The sequence below is a fragment of the Pseudomonas sp. FBCC-B545 genome, assembly GCF_059134095.1.
Map to the genome: position 1 here is coordinate 701081 of NZ_CP101441.1, position 16021 is coordinate 717101.

The 16021-nt window shown below is 58.6% G+C and carries 15 protein-coding genes; 10 read left to right on the top strand and 5 right to left on the bottom strand.

Going from position 1 to position 16021, the window contains the following annotated elements; all coding sequences use genetic code 11:
• Positions 1-64 precede the first annotated feature (64 nt).
• From NMB39_RS03310 to NMB39_RS03320, 3 genes are all read right to left on the bottom strand, one after another.
• A complete protein-coding gene (locus tag NMB39_RS03310; protein WP_494339634.1) occupies positions 65-4480 on the bottom strand; it encodes an RHS repeat-associated core domain-containing protein in 4416 nt (1471 codons plus the stop codon).
• Positions 4481-4615: 135 nt separating this feature from the next.
• Positions 4616-4996, bottom strand: a complete 381-nt coding sequence (locus NMB39_RS03315) for a MerR family transcriptional regulator (RefSeq protein ID WP_082636703.1) — start codon at positions 4994-4996, stop codon at positions 4616-4618.
• Positions 4935-5579 (bottom strand): NAD(P)H-dependent oxidoreductase, encoded by a 645-nt coding sequence (locus NMB39_RS03320; protein ID WP_057024428.1) that lies wholly within the window; start codon positions 5577-5579, stop codon positions 4935-4937. The genes NMB39_RS03315 and NMB39_RS03320 overlap by 62 nt, the downstream gene beginning before the upstream one ends.
• Positions 5580-5762: 183 nt before the next feature.
• Between NMB39_RS03320 and NMB39_RS03325 the strand changes: the two genes are divergently transcribed.
• Positions 5763-6794: a PDDEXK nuclease domain-containing protein gene (locus tag NMB39_RS03325; RefSeq protein ID WP_057024429.1), complete on the top strand. Its 1032-nt coding sequence runs from the start codon at positions 5763-5765 to the stop codon at positions 6792-6794.
• A 61-nt stretch (positions 6795-6855) separates the two neighbouring features.
• On the opposite strand, the gene ycaC is transcribed toward NMB39_RS03325, so the two are convergent.
• A complete protein-coding gene (ycaC, locus tag NMB39_RS03330) occupies positions 6856-7488 on the bottom strand; it encodes an isochorismate family cysteine hydrolase YcaC (protein ID WP_057024430.1) in 633 nt (210 codons plus the stop codon).
• 369 nt (positions 7489-7857) lie between these two features.
• On the opposite strand from ycaC, the gene NMB39_RS03335 reads away from it, so the two are divergent.
• From NMB39_RS03335 to NMB39_RS03375, 9 genes are all read left to right on the top strand, one after another.
• Positions 7858-8439, top strand: a complete 582-nt coding sequence (locus NMB39_RS03335; protein ID WP_043048040.1) for a YjfI family protein — start codon at positions 7858-7860, stop codon at positions 8437-8439.
• Between the two features lie 17 nt (positions 8440-8456).
• Positions 8457-9155 carry a PspA/IM30 family protein gene (locus NMB39_RS03340; protein WP_043048039.1) on the top strand — a complete coding sequence of 233 codons (699 nt, stop codon included), beginning with the start codon at positions 8457-8459 and terminating at the stop codon, positions 9153-9155.
• Positions 9156-9213: 58 nt separating this feature from the next.
• Complete coding sequence (locus NMB39_RS03345) at positions 9214-9774, top strand: rhomboid family intramembrane serine protease (RefSeq protein ID WP_057024431.1); 561 nt, start codon at positions 9214-9216, stop codon at positions 9772-9774.
• 72 nt (positions 9775-9846) lie between these two features.
• Positions 9847-10881, top strand: coding sequence for an ion channel (locus NMB39_RS03350; protein WP_494339633.1), 1035 nt, complete (start codon positions 9847-9849; stop codon positions 10879-10881).
• On the top strand, positions 10868-11542 hold the full coding sequence (locus NMB39_RS03355) for a DUF2491 family protein (RefSeq protein ID WP_057024433.1): 675 nt from the start codon (positions 10868-10870) through the stop codon (positions 11540-11542). The genes NMB39_RS03350 and NMB39_RS03355 overlap by 14 nt, the downstream gene beginning before the upstream one ends.
• A 15-nt stretch (positions 11543-11557) precedes the next feature.
• Positions 11558-11986: a DUF350 domain-containing protein gene (locus NMB39_RS03360; protein ID WP_046069719.1), complete on the top strand. Its 429-nt coding sequence runs from the start codon at positions 11558-11560 to the stop codon at positions 11984-11986.
• A gap of 18 nt (positions 11987-12004) precedes the next feature.
• Positions 12005-12718: a DUF1190 domain-containing protein gene (locus NMB39_RS03365; RefSeq protein WP_046069718.1), complete on the top strand. Its 714-nt coding sequence runs from the start codon at positions 12005-12007 to the stop codon at positions 12716-12718.
• A gap of 11 nt (positions 12719-12729) precedes the next feature.
• Entirely contained in the window at positions 12730-13887 is a 1158-nt protein-coding gene (locus tag NMB39_RS03370) for a glutathionylspermidine synthase family protein (RefSeq protein WP_057012897.1), read from the top strand.
• A gap of 183 nt (positions 13888-14070) precedes the next feature.
• On the top strand, positions 14071-14307 hold the full coding sequence (locus tag NMB39_RS03375) for a hypothetical protein (protein ID WP_057024436.1): 237 nt from the start codon (positions 14071-14073) through the stop codon (positions 14305-14307).
• Positions 14308-14370: 63 nt separating this feature from the next.
• Here NMB39_RS03375 and fic read toward each other — a convergent pair whose 3' ends face one another.
• Positions 14371-15492 carry a protein adenylyltransferase Fic gene (gene fic, locus NMB39_RS03380; protein WP_005791814.1) on the bottom strand — a complete coding sequence of 374 codons (1122 nt, stop codon included), beginning with the start codon at positions 15490-15492 and terminating at the stop codon, positions 14371-14373.
• Positions 15493-16021 lie beyond the last annotated feature (529 nt).

Genomic DNA, 16021 nt, shown 5'->3' on the forward strand with positions numbered 1-16021 from the left:
ATGAGTAAAACATATCCTGTTGTCGATTTGCTTTTGTAGAGGTAATTGACAGGAATGCCTTCGCTCACGACATGTCGTGCCGTGAGTAAATATTCATTGGGGTCTCTACTCCGAATTCTGGCCCGTGCTTTTCGTAATGCTCGTTTAGTTTTTGCTTGCTGGCAAACTCCGTTGGACGGGTTGTTACGGTTGGCTGGTTTGGTTCGCCTGTATTTACCTTAGCTGTATCTGCCGGCTCTTCAACGTCTGCTTGCGATTTGCATCCGTCCTCCCCAAGACACTTACTCAAGCCTAGCGGATCCACCCACCCTGTCGGATTGGGCACGTACTGGTACCCATTGACCCCACCCGCCAACTTCACCGGGTCCGGCGTCAGGTAACGACCGATATCCGGATTGTAGTAGCGATGACGGTTGTAGTGCAGCCCGCTTTCCTGATCGAAATACTGCCCTTGGAAACGCAGTGGATTGTCGATCTTGCCTACGTCGAGTCGGGCGATCTGGCCGTAGGCGCGGTAGTGGGCGGACCAGACGATTTCGCCTGCGGGCGTGGTGAGTTCTTGTGGTGTGCCGAGGTGGTCGAGTTGGTAGTGGTAGGGCGTTGTGGCTTGTGGGCCGAAGCCTTCCAGTAGCGCCAGTGGGCGGAAGCTGCCGGGCTCGTAGATGTAGCTGCGGTGGCGGTCCGCATGATGTTCGGCAATCAGCTTGTCGCCTTGCCAGAAAAATTCGGTGGTCTTGCCATCTACGGTCTTGCTGATGCGCCGCCCAAAGGGGTCATAGCGGTAACTGGCGGTTTCGCCGTTGGGCTTCGTCACGCTGATCAGCCGATGCTGGCAGTCGTAACCATATTCAGTGACGAGCTGCTTGCCCTTACCGCGTCGTTCGCGGATCAGGTTGCCGAAGGCGTCGTAGTCGTAATGACGGTCGCCCTGAATCACCAGGCGGTTCGCCGCGACGATGTCCGGGCCGGGGCGGTCTTGCATGAGCAGGTTGCCCGCCGGGTTGTGGGCGAAGCGTTCTTGCACGTCTTGGGAGTGGTCGGCGCGGGTCAGGCGGGCGAGGGGGTCGTAGTGGTAGCGGTGTTCGCCTTTGCGGGTGTCGAGCAGGCGGGTGAGGTTGCCGGATTTGTCGTAGTCGTATTGGCGCTGGTAGCGGTGGTTTTGGTGTTGGGTGATGGCGTGGGCGTGCAGGCGGTGCTGGTCGTCGTAGTGGTAGTGGCTGAGCAGCTGGCCTTGTTGGCGTTGGTGTTCACGACCGGCACGGAACAGGTGCGAGGTGAGCACTTCGCCATTGAGCTCGACGGTGGCGAGGTGGCCGCCTTTGTCGTGGTTGAAGGTGAGGCGGTTGTTGTCGGGCAGGCGCAGATTTTTCAGCTGGCCGCAGGCGTCGTAGCCGTAGCGCAAGGTGCCCCAGCCTTGGTGTTCGGCGACGAGGCGGTTTTGCTGGTCGTATTCGTAGGCCAGGGCCCAGTGGCCGTCTTCGACGCTGAGGAGGTTGCCTTGGCGGTCGTAGGTGTAATCGACCACGCTGCCATCGGGCAGGGTTTTTCTTACAAGACGCCCGGCGTGGTCGCGCTCGTAGCGGGTGATGAGCTGACTGTTGTCGTCGCCGTATTCGGTCTTTTCCTGCAGGTTGCCGTTGAGGTCGTAGGCATAGGCGGTGCGCTGGCCGTCGAAGCCGGTTTCCTGTTGGAGCAGGCCGTTGGGGTGATAGGTGAGCTGGTAGGTTTCGCCGACTTCGTTTTCGATCTCGGTGAGCAACAGCCGGGCGTTGTCGTAGCGGTAGTGGACCTGGGTGCCGTCGGCGTTGATGCGGCGGCTGATCAGGTGCAGGCCGTCGGCGTATTCGTAGTGGGTGACGTGGCCGAGTTCATCGCGCTCGGCGATGATTTTGCCGTAGGGGTTGTAGCTGAATTCCCGAGTGGCGCCGCCTGGCAAGACGAGGCGAATCAAGCGCCCGACGCTGTCCCACTGATACTGGGTTAGCGCGCCATATTCATCCTCACACGCTACTTGCCGCCCTAGATCGTCATAGCGATAGCGCTTGATCCCGCCAGTGGGCAATTGCTCCTCAAGCAACTGCCCACGCTCATTCCACACCAGCCGATGACAACTGTGATCGGGGTACCAAACTCCGGTTAACTGCCCGCGTTTGTTGTAGCTGTAGTCCGTCACCTGGCCATCGGGATCGGTCCTACGCGTAACGTCGCCCTGGCTGTTACGCTCATATTTCCAGACCGCTTCACCGCGCCTGACAATCCGTACAAAGCCATTGTCATGCTCGTAGGACGTCGGCTCGTCATCCCCCGGAAACAGCGCCACCAAGCGTCCGGCTTCGTCGTACTGATAGGCCGTCACCGCGCCCAGCGGGTCTTGCTCGACGGTCAGCCGGCCTTGGTCATCGTAGGATTTGAAGTGCTGGGCGCCGTCCGGATCGATGCGCTGCACCAAGCGCGCCCGATCATCGTGGACATAAACTTCCTGGCTACCATCGGCGTTATGCACCGTGACACGACCGTCATCCCCCCAGGCATAACGCGTGTCCATCTGCGAAAAACTCGCCCAATGCCGGACACAGCGTGCCGCCTTGCCGGCGCCTTCCCACGCCCAAAAGAAACTCGCCCCACCGGCCAACTGCCGCTCGACAATGACGTGCTGATCGTCGTACCGATAACGCTCGCTTTCCCCTACGGCATTGGTCGCGCAAACCAGTCGTCCGTCTTCGTCATAGGCGTAGGAAACAACGTTCTGCTCGGTCTCCCAGACGTAGGGCTTACGGTCTTTGGCGCGATGAACCTGGTAGTCCACCGCGACGATGCGATCCAGCTCATAGCGCAGCAACAGCGAACGGCCACCACCGTTATCCAACCGCTCGATCCGCCCGGAACGATCACGCACAATCCTCAGGCGGTTGTCATACGCATCACTGATCGAGACCAGCACACCGTCACGAAAGTGATAAAACCGCGACGCCTGGGCCAGCACTAACTCATCAGGTGCCGAGCCCAGGTAGATCGCCGCTTCGGCCAGGCTGTTGGTGATCGCCGGTCGAGAATCTGTGGGCAACGGAAACTGCGTACGGCGATTCTCATGGTCGGTCCACACCACCGACTCGCCCGACACAACAAGCCTGTGCGCCAGCGCGTGACTCCAGCCAAACCCCAACCCACAATCCACTTCCACCGCACTGGTGCGATACAAGCGTGTCCACTCAAACGGCAAGATCCCGTCCAGCGCACCATCGGTGAGGGTCAGCAATTCCTCCCCGGTGACCATCGACACCGGGCAGCCATGAGTGACCGTCTTGTCCGCAGGCGCCGCCGCATCCCCCTTGGGATTCGACGCCACGACAGGCACATCATCCACACGCTCTTTCTGCTTCAGCACTGCGTTCTGCCGCGCCTTCCAGCGCATCTGCATCGTGCCTTGCTTCAGCCCGCCGACCACCCCGCGAACCGCCACCGCTTTGTAGCGGTCCACCGCCTGCATGAACTTCGTGAGAATCGCCAGCACGCCCTTCACAAAGCCCACTGCCGCCGCAAGAATCTGCTTGCCGTACTTGACCAGGCGCATGCTCAAATACGCCACGCCCGCCGCTGGCAACGCGATGGTCAACACTGCGCCGATCACCAGATCAATCAGCAGCGACACCATAAATCTGGCGGCTGCCTGCGCAACTTCACTGGGCGGTAACGCGTCCAGCCAGATCATGGCGGTGCGCAGTAACAGGTACAGCGCCGCTTCATCACTGGCCAGCAGCATCGCCTGCTCCATGACCCTGGGCGCATCGGTGGCGATCTGCGCCAACTTGGCCGCCTCGCTGCCCAGTTGCTCGACGTACTTCAACGGGTCTTCAAGCATCGCCTGCACCAGCTTGAGGCTGTCCCACACGTCATGGATCGCCGCCCAGCTGCCTGCCAGCACGCCGCTGCCAATCGCGCTGGCAGTAGAGCTTTCCCAGTGGGGTTTGAAGCTTTTCCACTGCGACCGAAGCCACTGTTCCAAGTCCGCCGTCAGCCCGGCATAGGAGGTAAACAAGTCGTCCACTTGCTGCGCTGAAACACCACCCTGAACCCGCACCTGATAGCGCCCGCCGGCGGCGCAGTAGTGCGAACCCTTGCCGTGCTTATCGAGCATCACCCGCGTGGAACTGCCGTCATCCAGGCCAATCACCTCAACCGGGATATCGCCAATCGGCACCTCATACGCTGATTCGAATTTGCTCTCGATCTTCAGCACGCCACCCACCGGGCAGCGGGCCACGGTAGAAAAATCCGCGTCGCTAAGGCTTACCGAACGCTGGGAATCCCCAACCCGCAACACCCGGTCCATGCCCAGCAACGACGGCATATCCGCTGCATGGCTGACCGAATTCAGCGCACGCGAATACCAGGCACCCATCTGCTGGCGGTACTCCACCAGGCTTTGATGGAAGCCATCCAGCTCGTGTTCGATAGCGGCGATGTGGGCAGCGTGGGTCATCCATGACGTCTCGACAGAAGGCAAGGCGTCGGAGTCTGCCGCAGCGAAAAGCGGCTGGATGAACGGTTTGGAAAATCAGATTGCCCTTACAAGGGGCCCGTAAAAGTCAGCGCCAACTCATGCGTAAAGGCTGCGTCAAATGGCGACGCTGCTGATTGACGAACAGTGCCCTTGTGCGTCTTTCAGTTGGGTTTCAAACTCAATCAAGCCCGCCTGCATCCGTTGCAACACGGCGATCTGCGCGGCCAGTGCGCGCTTTTTGTTGGCGATGGCTTGGTCCGCCCGGTCCCAGGGAAGGGCGTCACCGTCGTACCCCAGCAAAATCTCCTGCAACTCCTTGAGTTTGAACCCCAGCTGCTGGGCGCATTTGATAAAGGTCAATCGCTCCACGCTCTGCGCCGTATAAACGCGGTAGCCGCCCTGGCGTTGAGGCTCGGGCATCAATCCAATCGCCTCATAGTGACGAATCGCCTTGATGGTCGTGCCGGACAACTGCGCGGCTTTGCCGATGTACATGAAAATTCCCTTTCTCAAATAATGCGCCGGCCTGTTTCAGCCACTTGGCCCGCTGCGTCAGCGTAGCGCCCAGCACCGGCCCGAACAGCAGGGTCTTGCTCGGCGTGATGCCGCACAGCGCCAGCGTGGTGCGACGCATCTGGTGGATGGCCGGCATGCGGTAGACCCAGCGGTAATACCACGCCGGCGTGTCCAGGGTCACTAGCAAGTGCGCGGTTCGGCCCTTTAGCAGCTTGTCAGGGAATGCCTTGCCTGCGCGGTATTTGAAGGCGAAGCCGGGTAGGAAAACACGGTCGATGAAGCCTTTCATCAAGGCCGGGATACCACCCCACCAAACAGGGAAAACCCATGTGAGGTGCTCGGCCCAAAGGATGTCGGCTTGGGCGCTGAGCAGGTCGGGCTCCAGCGCTTGGACCTGGGTATAACCGTGGTGAAGGATGGGGTCGAACCTGAGGTCACCCAGACGTAGGACGCGTACGTCGTGACCCGCCGTTTTCGCGGCGTGGATATAGGTCTGCGCGAGGGCTGAACAAAAACTATCGGTGGACGGGTGGCCGAGAATGACCAGGATGCGCTGACTCATGCAGAAGGCTCCTGAAAGGGGCGTTCAGGGTAGGGTGTGCCGTATAGGGGAGAGTCAAGGGCCACAGCCAGTGCCAGCAGGACCGTTCCGTAAGGTGCGCAGGACCCTTCCTGGAGTATTCATGAACCCTTGTGACGGCACGATGGCCTGACTAGCCTGCTGAAAACACAAGAGTAAAAAGGCATGAGCGAAACCGCTATCGGGCTGTCCGCGCCTCCCGAGGGCTACAGCGATTGGCTGACAGACCTCAAGGGCCGTATCCATAACGCACAGCAGCGCGCGTCAATCGCGGTCAATCGTGAGCTGGTGCTGCTCTACTGGCAGATCGGCCGCGATATTCTGACCCGTCAAAACGATCAAGGCTGGGGGAGCAAAGTGATCGACCGCCTTGCGCAAGATCTGCGCGCGGCTTTTCCCGACATCAAGGGTTTTTCGCCGCGCAATCTCAAGTACATGCGCGCTTTTGCCGAGGCGTGGCCGGATGCGGAATTTGTGCAAGGGGTGCTTGCACAATTGCCTTGGTACCATCAGATCGCGCTATTGGACAAACTTCCCGGCCCCGAAACGCGTCGTTGGTACATCACCCAAACGATCAAACACAACTGGTCGCGCAGCACGCTGGTAATGCACATTGAAAACCGCCTGCTGGAGCGCAGTGGCAAAGCAGTCAGCAACTTCGAAAGCCACCTGCCCAAAGCTCAATCCGACCTGGCCCGCGAATCCCTCAAGGACCCTTACCGCTTTGACTTCCTCAGCCTGGGCCTGAATGCACAAGAGCGTGATATCGAAAACGCCTTGATCAAGCATGTCACTGACTTCTTATTGGAGTTGGGCGCAGGCTTTGCCTTCGTTGGCCGGCAAGTGCTGCTGAATGTGGGCGGTGATGAGTTCTTCGTTGACTTGTTGTTCTATCACCTGAAGCTGCGTTGCTACGTGGTGATCGAACTCAAGGCGGGCAAGTTCAAGCCCGAGCATCTGGGCAAGTTGAGCTTCTATCTCGCAGCTGTGGATGCCGAGCTGAAGCACCCACAGGATGGCCCGACCATCGGCCTGTTGTTGTGCAAGGGGAAAAATGAGGTGGTGGCTGAATATGCACTGCGCGATAACAACCGGCCTATCGGCGTGGCGGAATATCAATTGGTGGAGTCTTTGCCGGCAGAGCTGCAAGCCAGTTTGCCCAGCATTGAACAGATTGAGCGAGAGTTGGCGGGGTAGGACCGGCTCAAACACCGAAAGCCTGCTTCTCAGGGCAGGCTTATCGTCACACTCGGCTGGCTTACTTCTGCTGTGCAGTCAGCGCCGCATAGCCATTCATCAAATTGCGATAGTTAGGAATGCGCTGGGACAACAGATTCCCCAGGCCTTCAATGTCGTTGCGCCAGTCGCGGTGCAGCTCACAGGCCACCGAGAACCAGTTCATCAACTGCGCACCGGCCTGGGTCATCCGGCTCCACGCCGCCTGCTGCACCGTGGTATTGAAGGTGCCAGACGCATCCGTCACCACAAACACTTCAAAGCCTTCCGCCAGCGCCGACAAGGTCGGGAACGCCACGCACACATCCGTCACCACGCCGGCAATGATGATCTGCCTGCGCCCGGTAGCCTTGATAGCCTTGACGAAGTCTTCGTTGTCCCACGCGTTGATCTGGCCAGGACGGGCGATGTACGGCGCGTCCGGGAACATCTCCTTCAACTCCGGCACCAGCGGGCCATTCGGGCCTTGCTCGAAGCTGGTGGTGAGGATGGTCGGCAGGTTGAAGAACTTGGCCAGGTCCGCCAGGGCCAGCACGTTGTTCTTGAACTCGTTGGGGGAGAAGTCTTGCACGAGGGAGATCAGGCCGGTCTGGTGGTCGACCAGCAGTACGATGGCGTCGTCTTTGTTCAAGCGGTTGTAGGTTGCAGTGCTCATGGTTGAATCCTTTTTTGTTTAGGTTGGTTGGGCGTTGCGTTCAACATGGGCACAGATTAATGGGTGGGTAATGGGGGATAAATCGGCTGGAATAGGTAATACCGTCAACTCAGAAGAGACAATACCTGGTCACTCACAAGATATGGTCTTGTCCATGGGCGGAAACAGCTTCGGAAAAATCTCACGCGTGAGCTATTGAGTGCAACGAACATTGCCTGTAGATTTTCTCACGCGTGAGTTTTTCACAGCGAGGTCAGTACGATGAAAAGCAGCTCTCCATCGAGCCCTGCTGCAGGGCCCGATACCGATTCAGCCAGCCTTCAGGGAGAGCGCTTGAAACAGTCTGCGAAAAAGCCATCGAGCTTTTACATGAAGCAGATGCGCGCGGGCCTGGCGGCCGCCGGTTATGTGAAACACGAGGCTTGGGTGCTTCCCGAAAACCGAAGCTTGCTCAAGCAGATGGAGAAACAGCTTCGCCAACCGATTCTGGCTGGCTCATTCATGTCGGAGAATTTCATGAGCGCAGGTACCAACTGGAACATCGATCGCCTCTTCAGTGCGCTGCAGGCCCTGGATGAAGTGACGTCCAAAGACATTACGCTTTCCCTCGTCCAAGGCTCCGAGTCCAGCATCAAGCTGGAAATGAACGACTTCGGGGGCCTGCCGATTTACATCGCAGTGGTGGGCGAGCAGATCATCGTGGACACCGTGCTGGTCGACGTCGAGTCCATCAACGATGTCGCCAAGTTCAACGACGCGGTGCTGCGCAGCCGGGAGATGTTCCCGTTGTCTTCCATCGGCATCGAGTCCATGCCCAACGGGCAGGTGGTCTACAACATGTTCGGTGCGCTCAGCTCCGACTCCAGCCTGACCAACATCGTGACCGAGGTGAAAACCCTGGTCGACAACGTGCAGCGCGCCAGCGAAGCCTTCGAACGTTTCTTCAACTAATTATTCGGGAAAACCTAATGACTCAGTCCATCTGGAGCAAATTGTTCACCGCGCTGCGTGGCGGTGCCAATGAAGTCGGCGAATCGATCGTCGACCAACAGGCCCTGCGCATCCTGGACCAGGAAATCCGCGATGCTGACAGCGCCCTGGCCAATGCCAAGCGTGAGCTGGTCAGCATCATGGCCAAGCACAAACTGGCCGCTGATCGTGTCGGCGAGTACGACGCCAAGATCAAAGACCTGGAGACCAAGGCGATGGCCGCGATCCAGGCCAACCGTGAAGACCTGGCCCTGGAAGTCGCCGAAGCCATTTCGACCCTGACCAACGAGCGGGACGTCGAGCAAAAGCAGACCGCCGAGTTCGGTGGCTACGCCGAGAGCATGCGCAAGGACATCACCAAGGCCGAGAGCCGGATCAAAAGCCTGCGCCAGCAAGTGGACATGGCCAAGGCTCGCGACAGCGTGCAAAAGGCCCAGGTCAGCGCATCCATTGCCAGCGGCGGTGCCAACGGCAAGCTGGAAACCGCTGTCGGTACGCTGAATCGCTTACAGGCCAAGCAGCAGCAACGCGCCGCTGAATTGCAAGCCCAGGACGAACTGGCTGAGGCGTCGACGGGTACTGACCTGGAACGCAAACTGCGCGACGCTGGCATCACGCCGAACGAAGGCAGCGCCAATGCGATTCTTGAGCGTCTGAAGCAAAAGTCGGCCGAGTAAGCAACGTCGCCGAAAGGAGGAGGGCATTTCTGCCCTTCTTTTTTATGCCGAGGTGAGGATGGACGCCTTGAAGGGTTTCAAGACAATCGCAGGCCTGGCCCTCTTGATGGTCGCGCTGCAACTGCTCAATGTAGCGACCGGTTACAGCCTCATGGCCTTCGGCCTGGTCCCGAGAACGCTGCACGGCCTGTTCGGCATCCTCACCTCACCGTTTCTGCACGCGTCCTTTGCCCACCTGAGCGCAAACCTGATTGCCTTTCTGGTCCTGGGCACCCTGGTTATCCTCGACGGACTCCACCGCTTTATTGCCGTCAGCGCAATCGTGATTCTGCTGGGTGGCGCGTTGGTCTGGCTGTTCGGTTTTGCAGGCATTCACGTCGGCGCCAGCGGCTGGGTATTCGGGCTATGGGCTTACCTGCTAGCGCGCGCCTGGTTCCACAGAAGCTGGAGCAACCTGATAACCGCCGGTGTGGTGGCGGTACTGTATGGCGGCCTGATCCTTGGCTTCCTGCCCCGGCAGGGAGTCTCCTTCGAAGGTCACCTCTTCGGCGCGTTCGCCGGGTTTATTGCCGCCAAGGTACTTCTCTCTGCACCGCGCAGCAGGTTTAATGCCGGGTGAGCGCACTTAAGCATCCAAATGCCGAGGCGAGCGCCTCGTCAGGAACCCAGTACCCACGGAACCAGGGATGAAATGTCGATCTTTCTTTTATTGCGCCGGTACGCTTCGTCCCTCTTTCACCGCTTCGGCTGGGCATGCCTGGTCGTTGCCTTGGGCGTACACCTGGGCGTGGCTTATCTGGGCCTGGTGTTCCTGGGCGAGCAACACCTCACCGCCCCCGCAACCTTTATTTACTTTTATCTGACCACCACACTGACCGTCGGCTATGGCGATCTCGCACCGCAGACCGCGGTGGGGCGGATATTCGTGGCAGCCTGGGTCATGCTCGGCGGCATTGCGCTGCTCACGGCCGCCATCGGCAAAACCACCAGCAGTGTCATCGATGCATGGAGAAAAGGCATGAAGGGCAAAGGCGATTTCACCGGCAAGGCCGGCCATACCGTGCTGATCGGCTGGGAGGGCGCATCCAGTGAGCGGGTCATCGAGTTGTTGCTGCAAGATGAAACCTCCAACGACAACCTGATCGTGATTTGCGACTGCACCCTCGAAGAAAACCCGATGCCGGGCAAAGCGGCGTTCATCCGCGGTGAGAGCCTGTCCTCCACCGCGTTGCTGCTGCGTGCCGGTGTTCCCGGTGCCGAACGTGTGCTGGTGCGAACCCCATCTGACGACCTGACCCTGGCTACGGTACTGGCGGTCAATCAATTAAGCCCCGTCGGGCATGTGGTCGCCCACTTCAACGAAAGTGAAATCGCCGCACTCGCCAGTTCCTACGCACCCCGCCTGGAATGCACCTCAAGCATGGCGATTGAAATGCTGGTGCGTGCCTCCCAGGACCCCGGTTCATCAGTGGTCATCAATGAACTGCTGTGCGTGGGGCAGGGTGCCACCCAATACCTGATGAAACTGCCCGAGGCCTTTGAGGCCACGTTTGGCGAGCTGTATACCCGACTGAAAGAACAGCACAACGCCACCCTTATCGGCTATCGCGCCAAAGATGCCCAGCAACCCGCGATCAACCCGCCGAGCGCCACCCGCGTCGAGGGCGGTGAACTCTTCTATATCGCCTCCACCCGGCTCAAGGAAATCTCCCATGGGATGGTTTAAACAACTGATGGGGCTCGAAGCTCCGAACGCCACTACTGACTCGAAAGCGCCGACCAGCCAGGCACTGCCGGTCACCGGGCCATTGGGCCTGGCACCGGGCAAAGGTCTGATGTTCGACACGAGCCTGAAACTGTTGCTCGATGAGAAAACCTCGGTGGTAATACCCGGTTCCCAGGAAATCTGGGCCAACGGCACCGTTGACCTCGGGCAGTCGACCTGGCTGTCGCGCTATTACATGAACGACGAAGACTATTGGCTGCAGGTGCACACCACGGGTGACATCGCCGGGCAGGTCGAGTCGGTGATCCTGTTCAACTACCTCAGTAACGTCACCGTCAGCAGTGAAGCGGAACTGCGCCGGCTGGCGGGCCCACAGAGCCTGATCGGGTTGCCGACCTACACCCATGACGGCGTCGAGTTCTTCCGTGAGTGGGGCAGCGAAGACGGCCAGACCGAATTGGTAGCAATGAGCGAACAAATCGTCAGCCCGGAGGCGGCCTACAGCATTGAGCACCGTTCGATGCTATATGCACGCGACACCGGCCTGACCGACCGCCGCGAGTTTTTGCTGTTTTCCGTCGAAGAAGACGCCGAAGGCACCATCAGCCTGAGCACGTCGCTGGGCATTTCGCTGTACACAACCGATCTGACTGCGCTCTAAAAAAGGAAGCATCCCATGCTAGAAGCTCTCTCCATTTCCCTGAACAAAGCTGCCGTGTTCGGCTTTGTCCTCTACATCCTGGGGGCTGCGGTACTGTTCGCGCTGTTCCAGTTCATCTACACCCGCATCACCCCGCACAAGGAATTCGAGCTGATCCGGGCGGGCAACACATCCGCAGCGGTCGCCCTGGGCGGTGCCATCGTCGGCTTCGCCATTCCGGCCAGCAACGTGATTGCTTATTCGGTCAGCCTCGTCGACTTTGTGGTCTGGGCGGTGATTGCAGCCGTCGTCCAACTGTTGGCCTTTCTGCTGACCAGCCTGGTGCTCAAGGGCACGTCCGAGCGCATCAAAAAGGGCGAGCTTGCGGCCGGCATCTACGTGGCCGCCGTGGCCATCAGCGTCGGCATGTTGAATGCCGCGTGCATGACGCCCACCTCGAACTGATTGCGCACGGAGCTCTCGATGAAACGAAGCAAGTACGTCCAGCTGTCGCTGGCAGCGTCGGTCGCCATGGCGATATCCGGCTGCGGGCCAACGGAAAAAACCTACGATTTGCAGAAGAAGTACAACTTCCAGTCGGTGCAGCAATGCGCCGATGAAAAACTCCCGGTAGACGTCTGCTCGGACGCCTACATGACCGCCATGGCCGAGCATCGCCGCATTGCGCCGGTGTACGACAGCCAGGCCGATTGCGATGCTGACTTCGTCGCCGACTGGTGCCAGCAAGACTCCACCGGCAAGTTCATCCCAAGGCTCGGCGGCTTTGAGCTGACCGCCGAAGGCCAGGTGACTCAATCCCAGGTCGACGCCGCCAATGCCCAAGCGACCAATGCCCAAGCAAGCGGCGGTGGCTCGGGTTTCTCCACCAGCAGCCTGCTCACCGGCCTGCTGATCGGCAACATGCTGAGCAGCAATCGCAACAGCTACCGTTCCGAGCCGGTGTACCGCTACCGCGATGATCGCGGCAACTACGGCAACTCCACGCTCAACCAGCGCGTCTCCAATGGGGCCACCTTCGGCCGCTCCAACCAGGCCCGGTACGGCAGCAGCAATTACACCAACACGCTGCGCTCCACCAACAAGTCCAGCTCGGTGTCCTCGGCCACCTCCCGTGGCGGCTTCGGCAGCAAGGCCAGCGCCCGCAGCGGCTGGGGCGGCGGCGGGTCGAGCAGTTAAGGAAGGCAGGCATGAAGAAGATCCACTGCGCAGAGCGTCATGATTGGAAACAGACCGCCGACAGCCTCGGCTTTCTGTTCCACACCATCGACGGCGAACCCTACTGGGACGAGCGCGCGTATTACCAGTTCACGCTCCAGCAAATCGAGCGCGACCTCGAAGACCCCACCACCGAGATCCATGACATGTGCATGGACCTCGTGGCCCGCGTGGTCCACAGTGAAGAACTGCTCGAACGCCTGAGCATCCCCGCGCCTTTCTACGACATGATCCGCACCTCATGGCTTGAAGGCCACCCGCACCTGTACGGGCGCATGGACTTCTCCTACAACGGCACCGGCCCCGCCAAACTGCTCGAGCTCAACTACGACACCCCCACCAGCCTCTACGAGGCCGCGGCATTCCAGTGGGGCTGGCTCGAGCAATGCATCGAACGCGGCCTGCTGCCCAAACACGCCGACCAATTCAACAGCATCGACACCAAACTGCACCAGGCCTTCGCCCAACTGCAGGTCAACCAGCCGTTCTACTTCGCCTCGATGAAAGACTCCATCGAAGACAAAGGCACCACCGACTACCTGCGTCTGGTCGCGGAAAAAGTCGGCATCGAATCCCGCCACATCGACATCGAAGACATCGGCCTGACCAACGAAGGCCGCTTCGTCGACCTACAAGATCGCTGGATCCCCCACCTGTTCAAACTGCACGCCTGGGAGTTCATCTTCCACGAACCCTTCGGCGCCGCCATTGCCGAGAGCGATACGCAGTTTTTCGAGCCGGCGTGGAAGTCTATCCTCTCCAACAAAGGCATCCTGCCGTTGTTGTGGGAGTTCAACAAAGGCCACCCGAATTTGCTCGCGTCGCACCTGGATACTGACCCAGGCAAGGCCGTGCCGAAGGGCTGGGTACGCAAGCCGTTCTTCTCGCGGGAAGGCGCCAATATTGAACTGCAAACGGCTGATGGGTTGATCGTGAAAGAGGACGGGCCCTACACGGATGCGCCATTTATTCTTCAGGAGTTTGCGCCGTTGCCACGGTTTGGGGACAGCTACACGTTGATTGGGTCTTGGGTGATTGGGGATCAAGCGGCGGGGATTGGCGTGCGGGAGGACGATAGTTTGATTACCAAGGATTCGAGTCGGTTTTTGCCGCATTTGATATTGGATTGAGGCGACGGCTTAAAGGGCCAGCAGGGCTGATCGCTTTCATTTGCAGGACGTTTCCGAGAGAATCCAAACTGCATTGCGCCAGCGGGAATGGGTGACTAGGCTGCGAACTGTCACTGTCTATTCAGTGATCGGGTTTAGTCGCCCGGAGTCGATTGGTACACACTTTTTAATTGGAGTTGTGCCATGGAAAACGTTGTTTCAGATATGCCTTCTTCGCGTGGGCCTAACCCATTTACTGTTAATGAAGAGTTGAGCTTCGAGGATGCTTGGGTGCGTGTGGCGGAGTTGCTGCAGTGTGCGGTGGCTACGTCGCAGGTGGTCGGAGAACCGCTGGCTGCGCCACAGAGAGCGGTGATGCATTTGGTGGAGATGGCGAAGATGGTGGCGGATCGGGCTGTGGAGTGTTTGCAGCCTAGGTGATATGACGTCGCCTGTTCGTTTTTATCGTCCAGGCGACTTATTCACGATTTCCTTAATTTCGGCTCAGAAATACGGCTTGAATTCGTTGCCGTCGCGAATCAGCAACTGCATCAGCTTTGGATGAATGAACAGTTTTTCCTTTCCGACCTGAACCTCTTGCAGAACATCAATGGAGACCAGCTCTTTGAGGTAGCGAGAAGCAGCCTGGCGCTGGGCGATCTGCTTGTCGACGACGTTGCTAATACGGCAATAGGGCTGCTCAAAAATCACGTCCACCAATTCGCGTGAGTAGGTTTTCGGCAGACGCTCGCGAACAAATTGGCTGGTGTGCTCGGACAGGCTGCGAATGGCGGCAATTTTGGCACTGGTCCAGCGAGCGGTTTCTTCCACGGCAGTAAGCATGTACAGCAGCCAGGGCTCCCAGGCCTGTTCGCGTGTGACATCAAGCAGTAGTCGATAGTAATCGGCTCTATGCGCAATGATGAAATGACTAAGGTAGAGAATCGGTAGATTCAACAGACCTTCCTGGATCAGATACAGGGTGTTTAGCACGCGCCCGGTACGACCATTGCCGTCTGTGAATGGATGAATAGCCTCGAACTGATAGTGCCCGACAGCCATGCGAACCAGCGGGTCGAGGTCTGTCTCGTTGTGTAGAAAACGTTCCCAGTTGGCGAGCAAGTCGCGTAAGCGATCTTCGCCCTCTGGTGGGGTATAGATGATTTCTCCGGTCCGATCATTGGCTAGCTGGACGCCTGGTACTCGACGGATGTCCATGTCTACCCCCTTGAGCGTTCGACAGATCTCTACTGCTGTGCCGGTAGAGAGTGGACGTTCAGCCAGCGACTGGAAACCGTTATGTAGAGCCTTGCGGTACCGGAGGGCTTCTTTGGTCGCGGGATCTGCATGATTGGCGCCATCCTGGGCATGCTGAAAGAGTAAATCTGTAGTAGTGACAATACTTTCGATCTCGGAGCTGTCCTTGGCTTCCAGCAGCGGGATCGTATTGATCAGCATCGTTTGGTTAGGAATCAGCTCGGCTGCTTGTTTCAATTCGGCCAAGGCTGCTCGAGCTTCGATGCAGCGTTTGAGGACTGCTCGGGTTTCCAGTTCAGCCTTTGGCGGCAAGGGTGGAAGCTGGTTATAGGGTCTATCCGCCTGCCAAGGCCGCTGGGGGTTAGTCATGGGCGCACGCTCACTAGGACGTCCAATTAAAGGTGAGGCCGCTTTTATAAGCGCCCTTGTCATGTCGCTAGTGTAAGCCCGCGTGCATAACGTGTCGTTATTTTTGTATTTTTGCGACATGTTTCATCCTCGTGTCGCTGTTGGCGACATGTTAGATATCGATCAGGTTGCTGATTATTTGGGTGAAGCAATGAAGAAGGGGTAATACACCTAAATTGCGTCGAGTCATTTTGATATTGCTGGAGCCCACTGGCCTTTGAATGGCTGCCTATTGCACCAGAGACATGTTCAGGGAGCGCAGAGTGGATCTTTAAGGCTACGTGATTGATGTTTAAGGGGGGGCATTAAAAAGCCGGCTTGTGGCCGGCTTCTCGGGGACTGCCTCAGCTTGTTTTTGACAAACCTCACCAGCCTTCAAATCGCTCAGCCAACATCGCGTCTGGCTGAATAGTAGGGGCATCTGCGGGAACTCCTCCGCATCGCCTGGCAGGGCAGATAGCTAAGCCATCCCCCTGCCAAATGTGCGGCG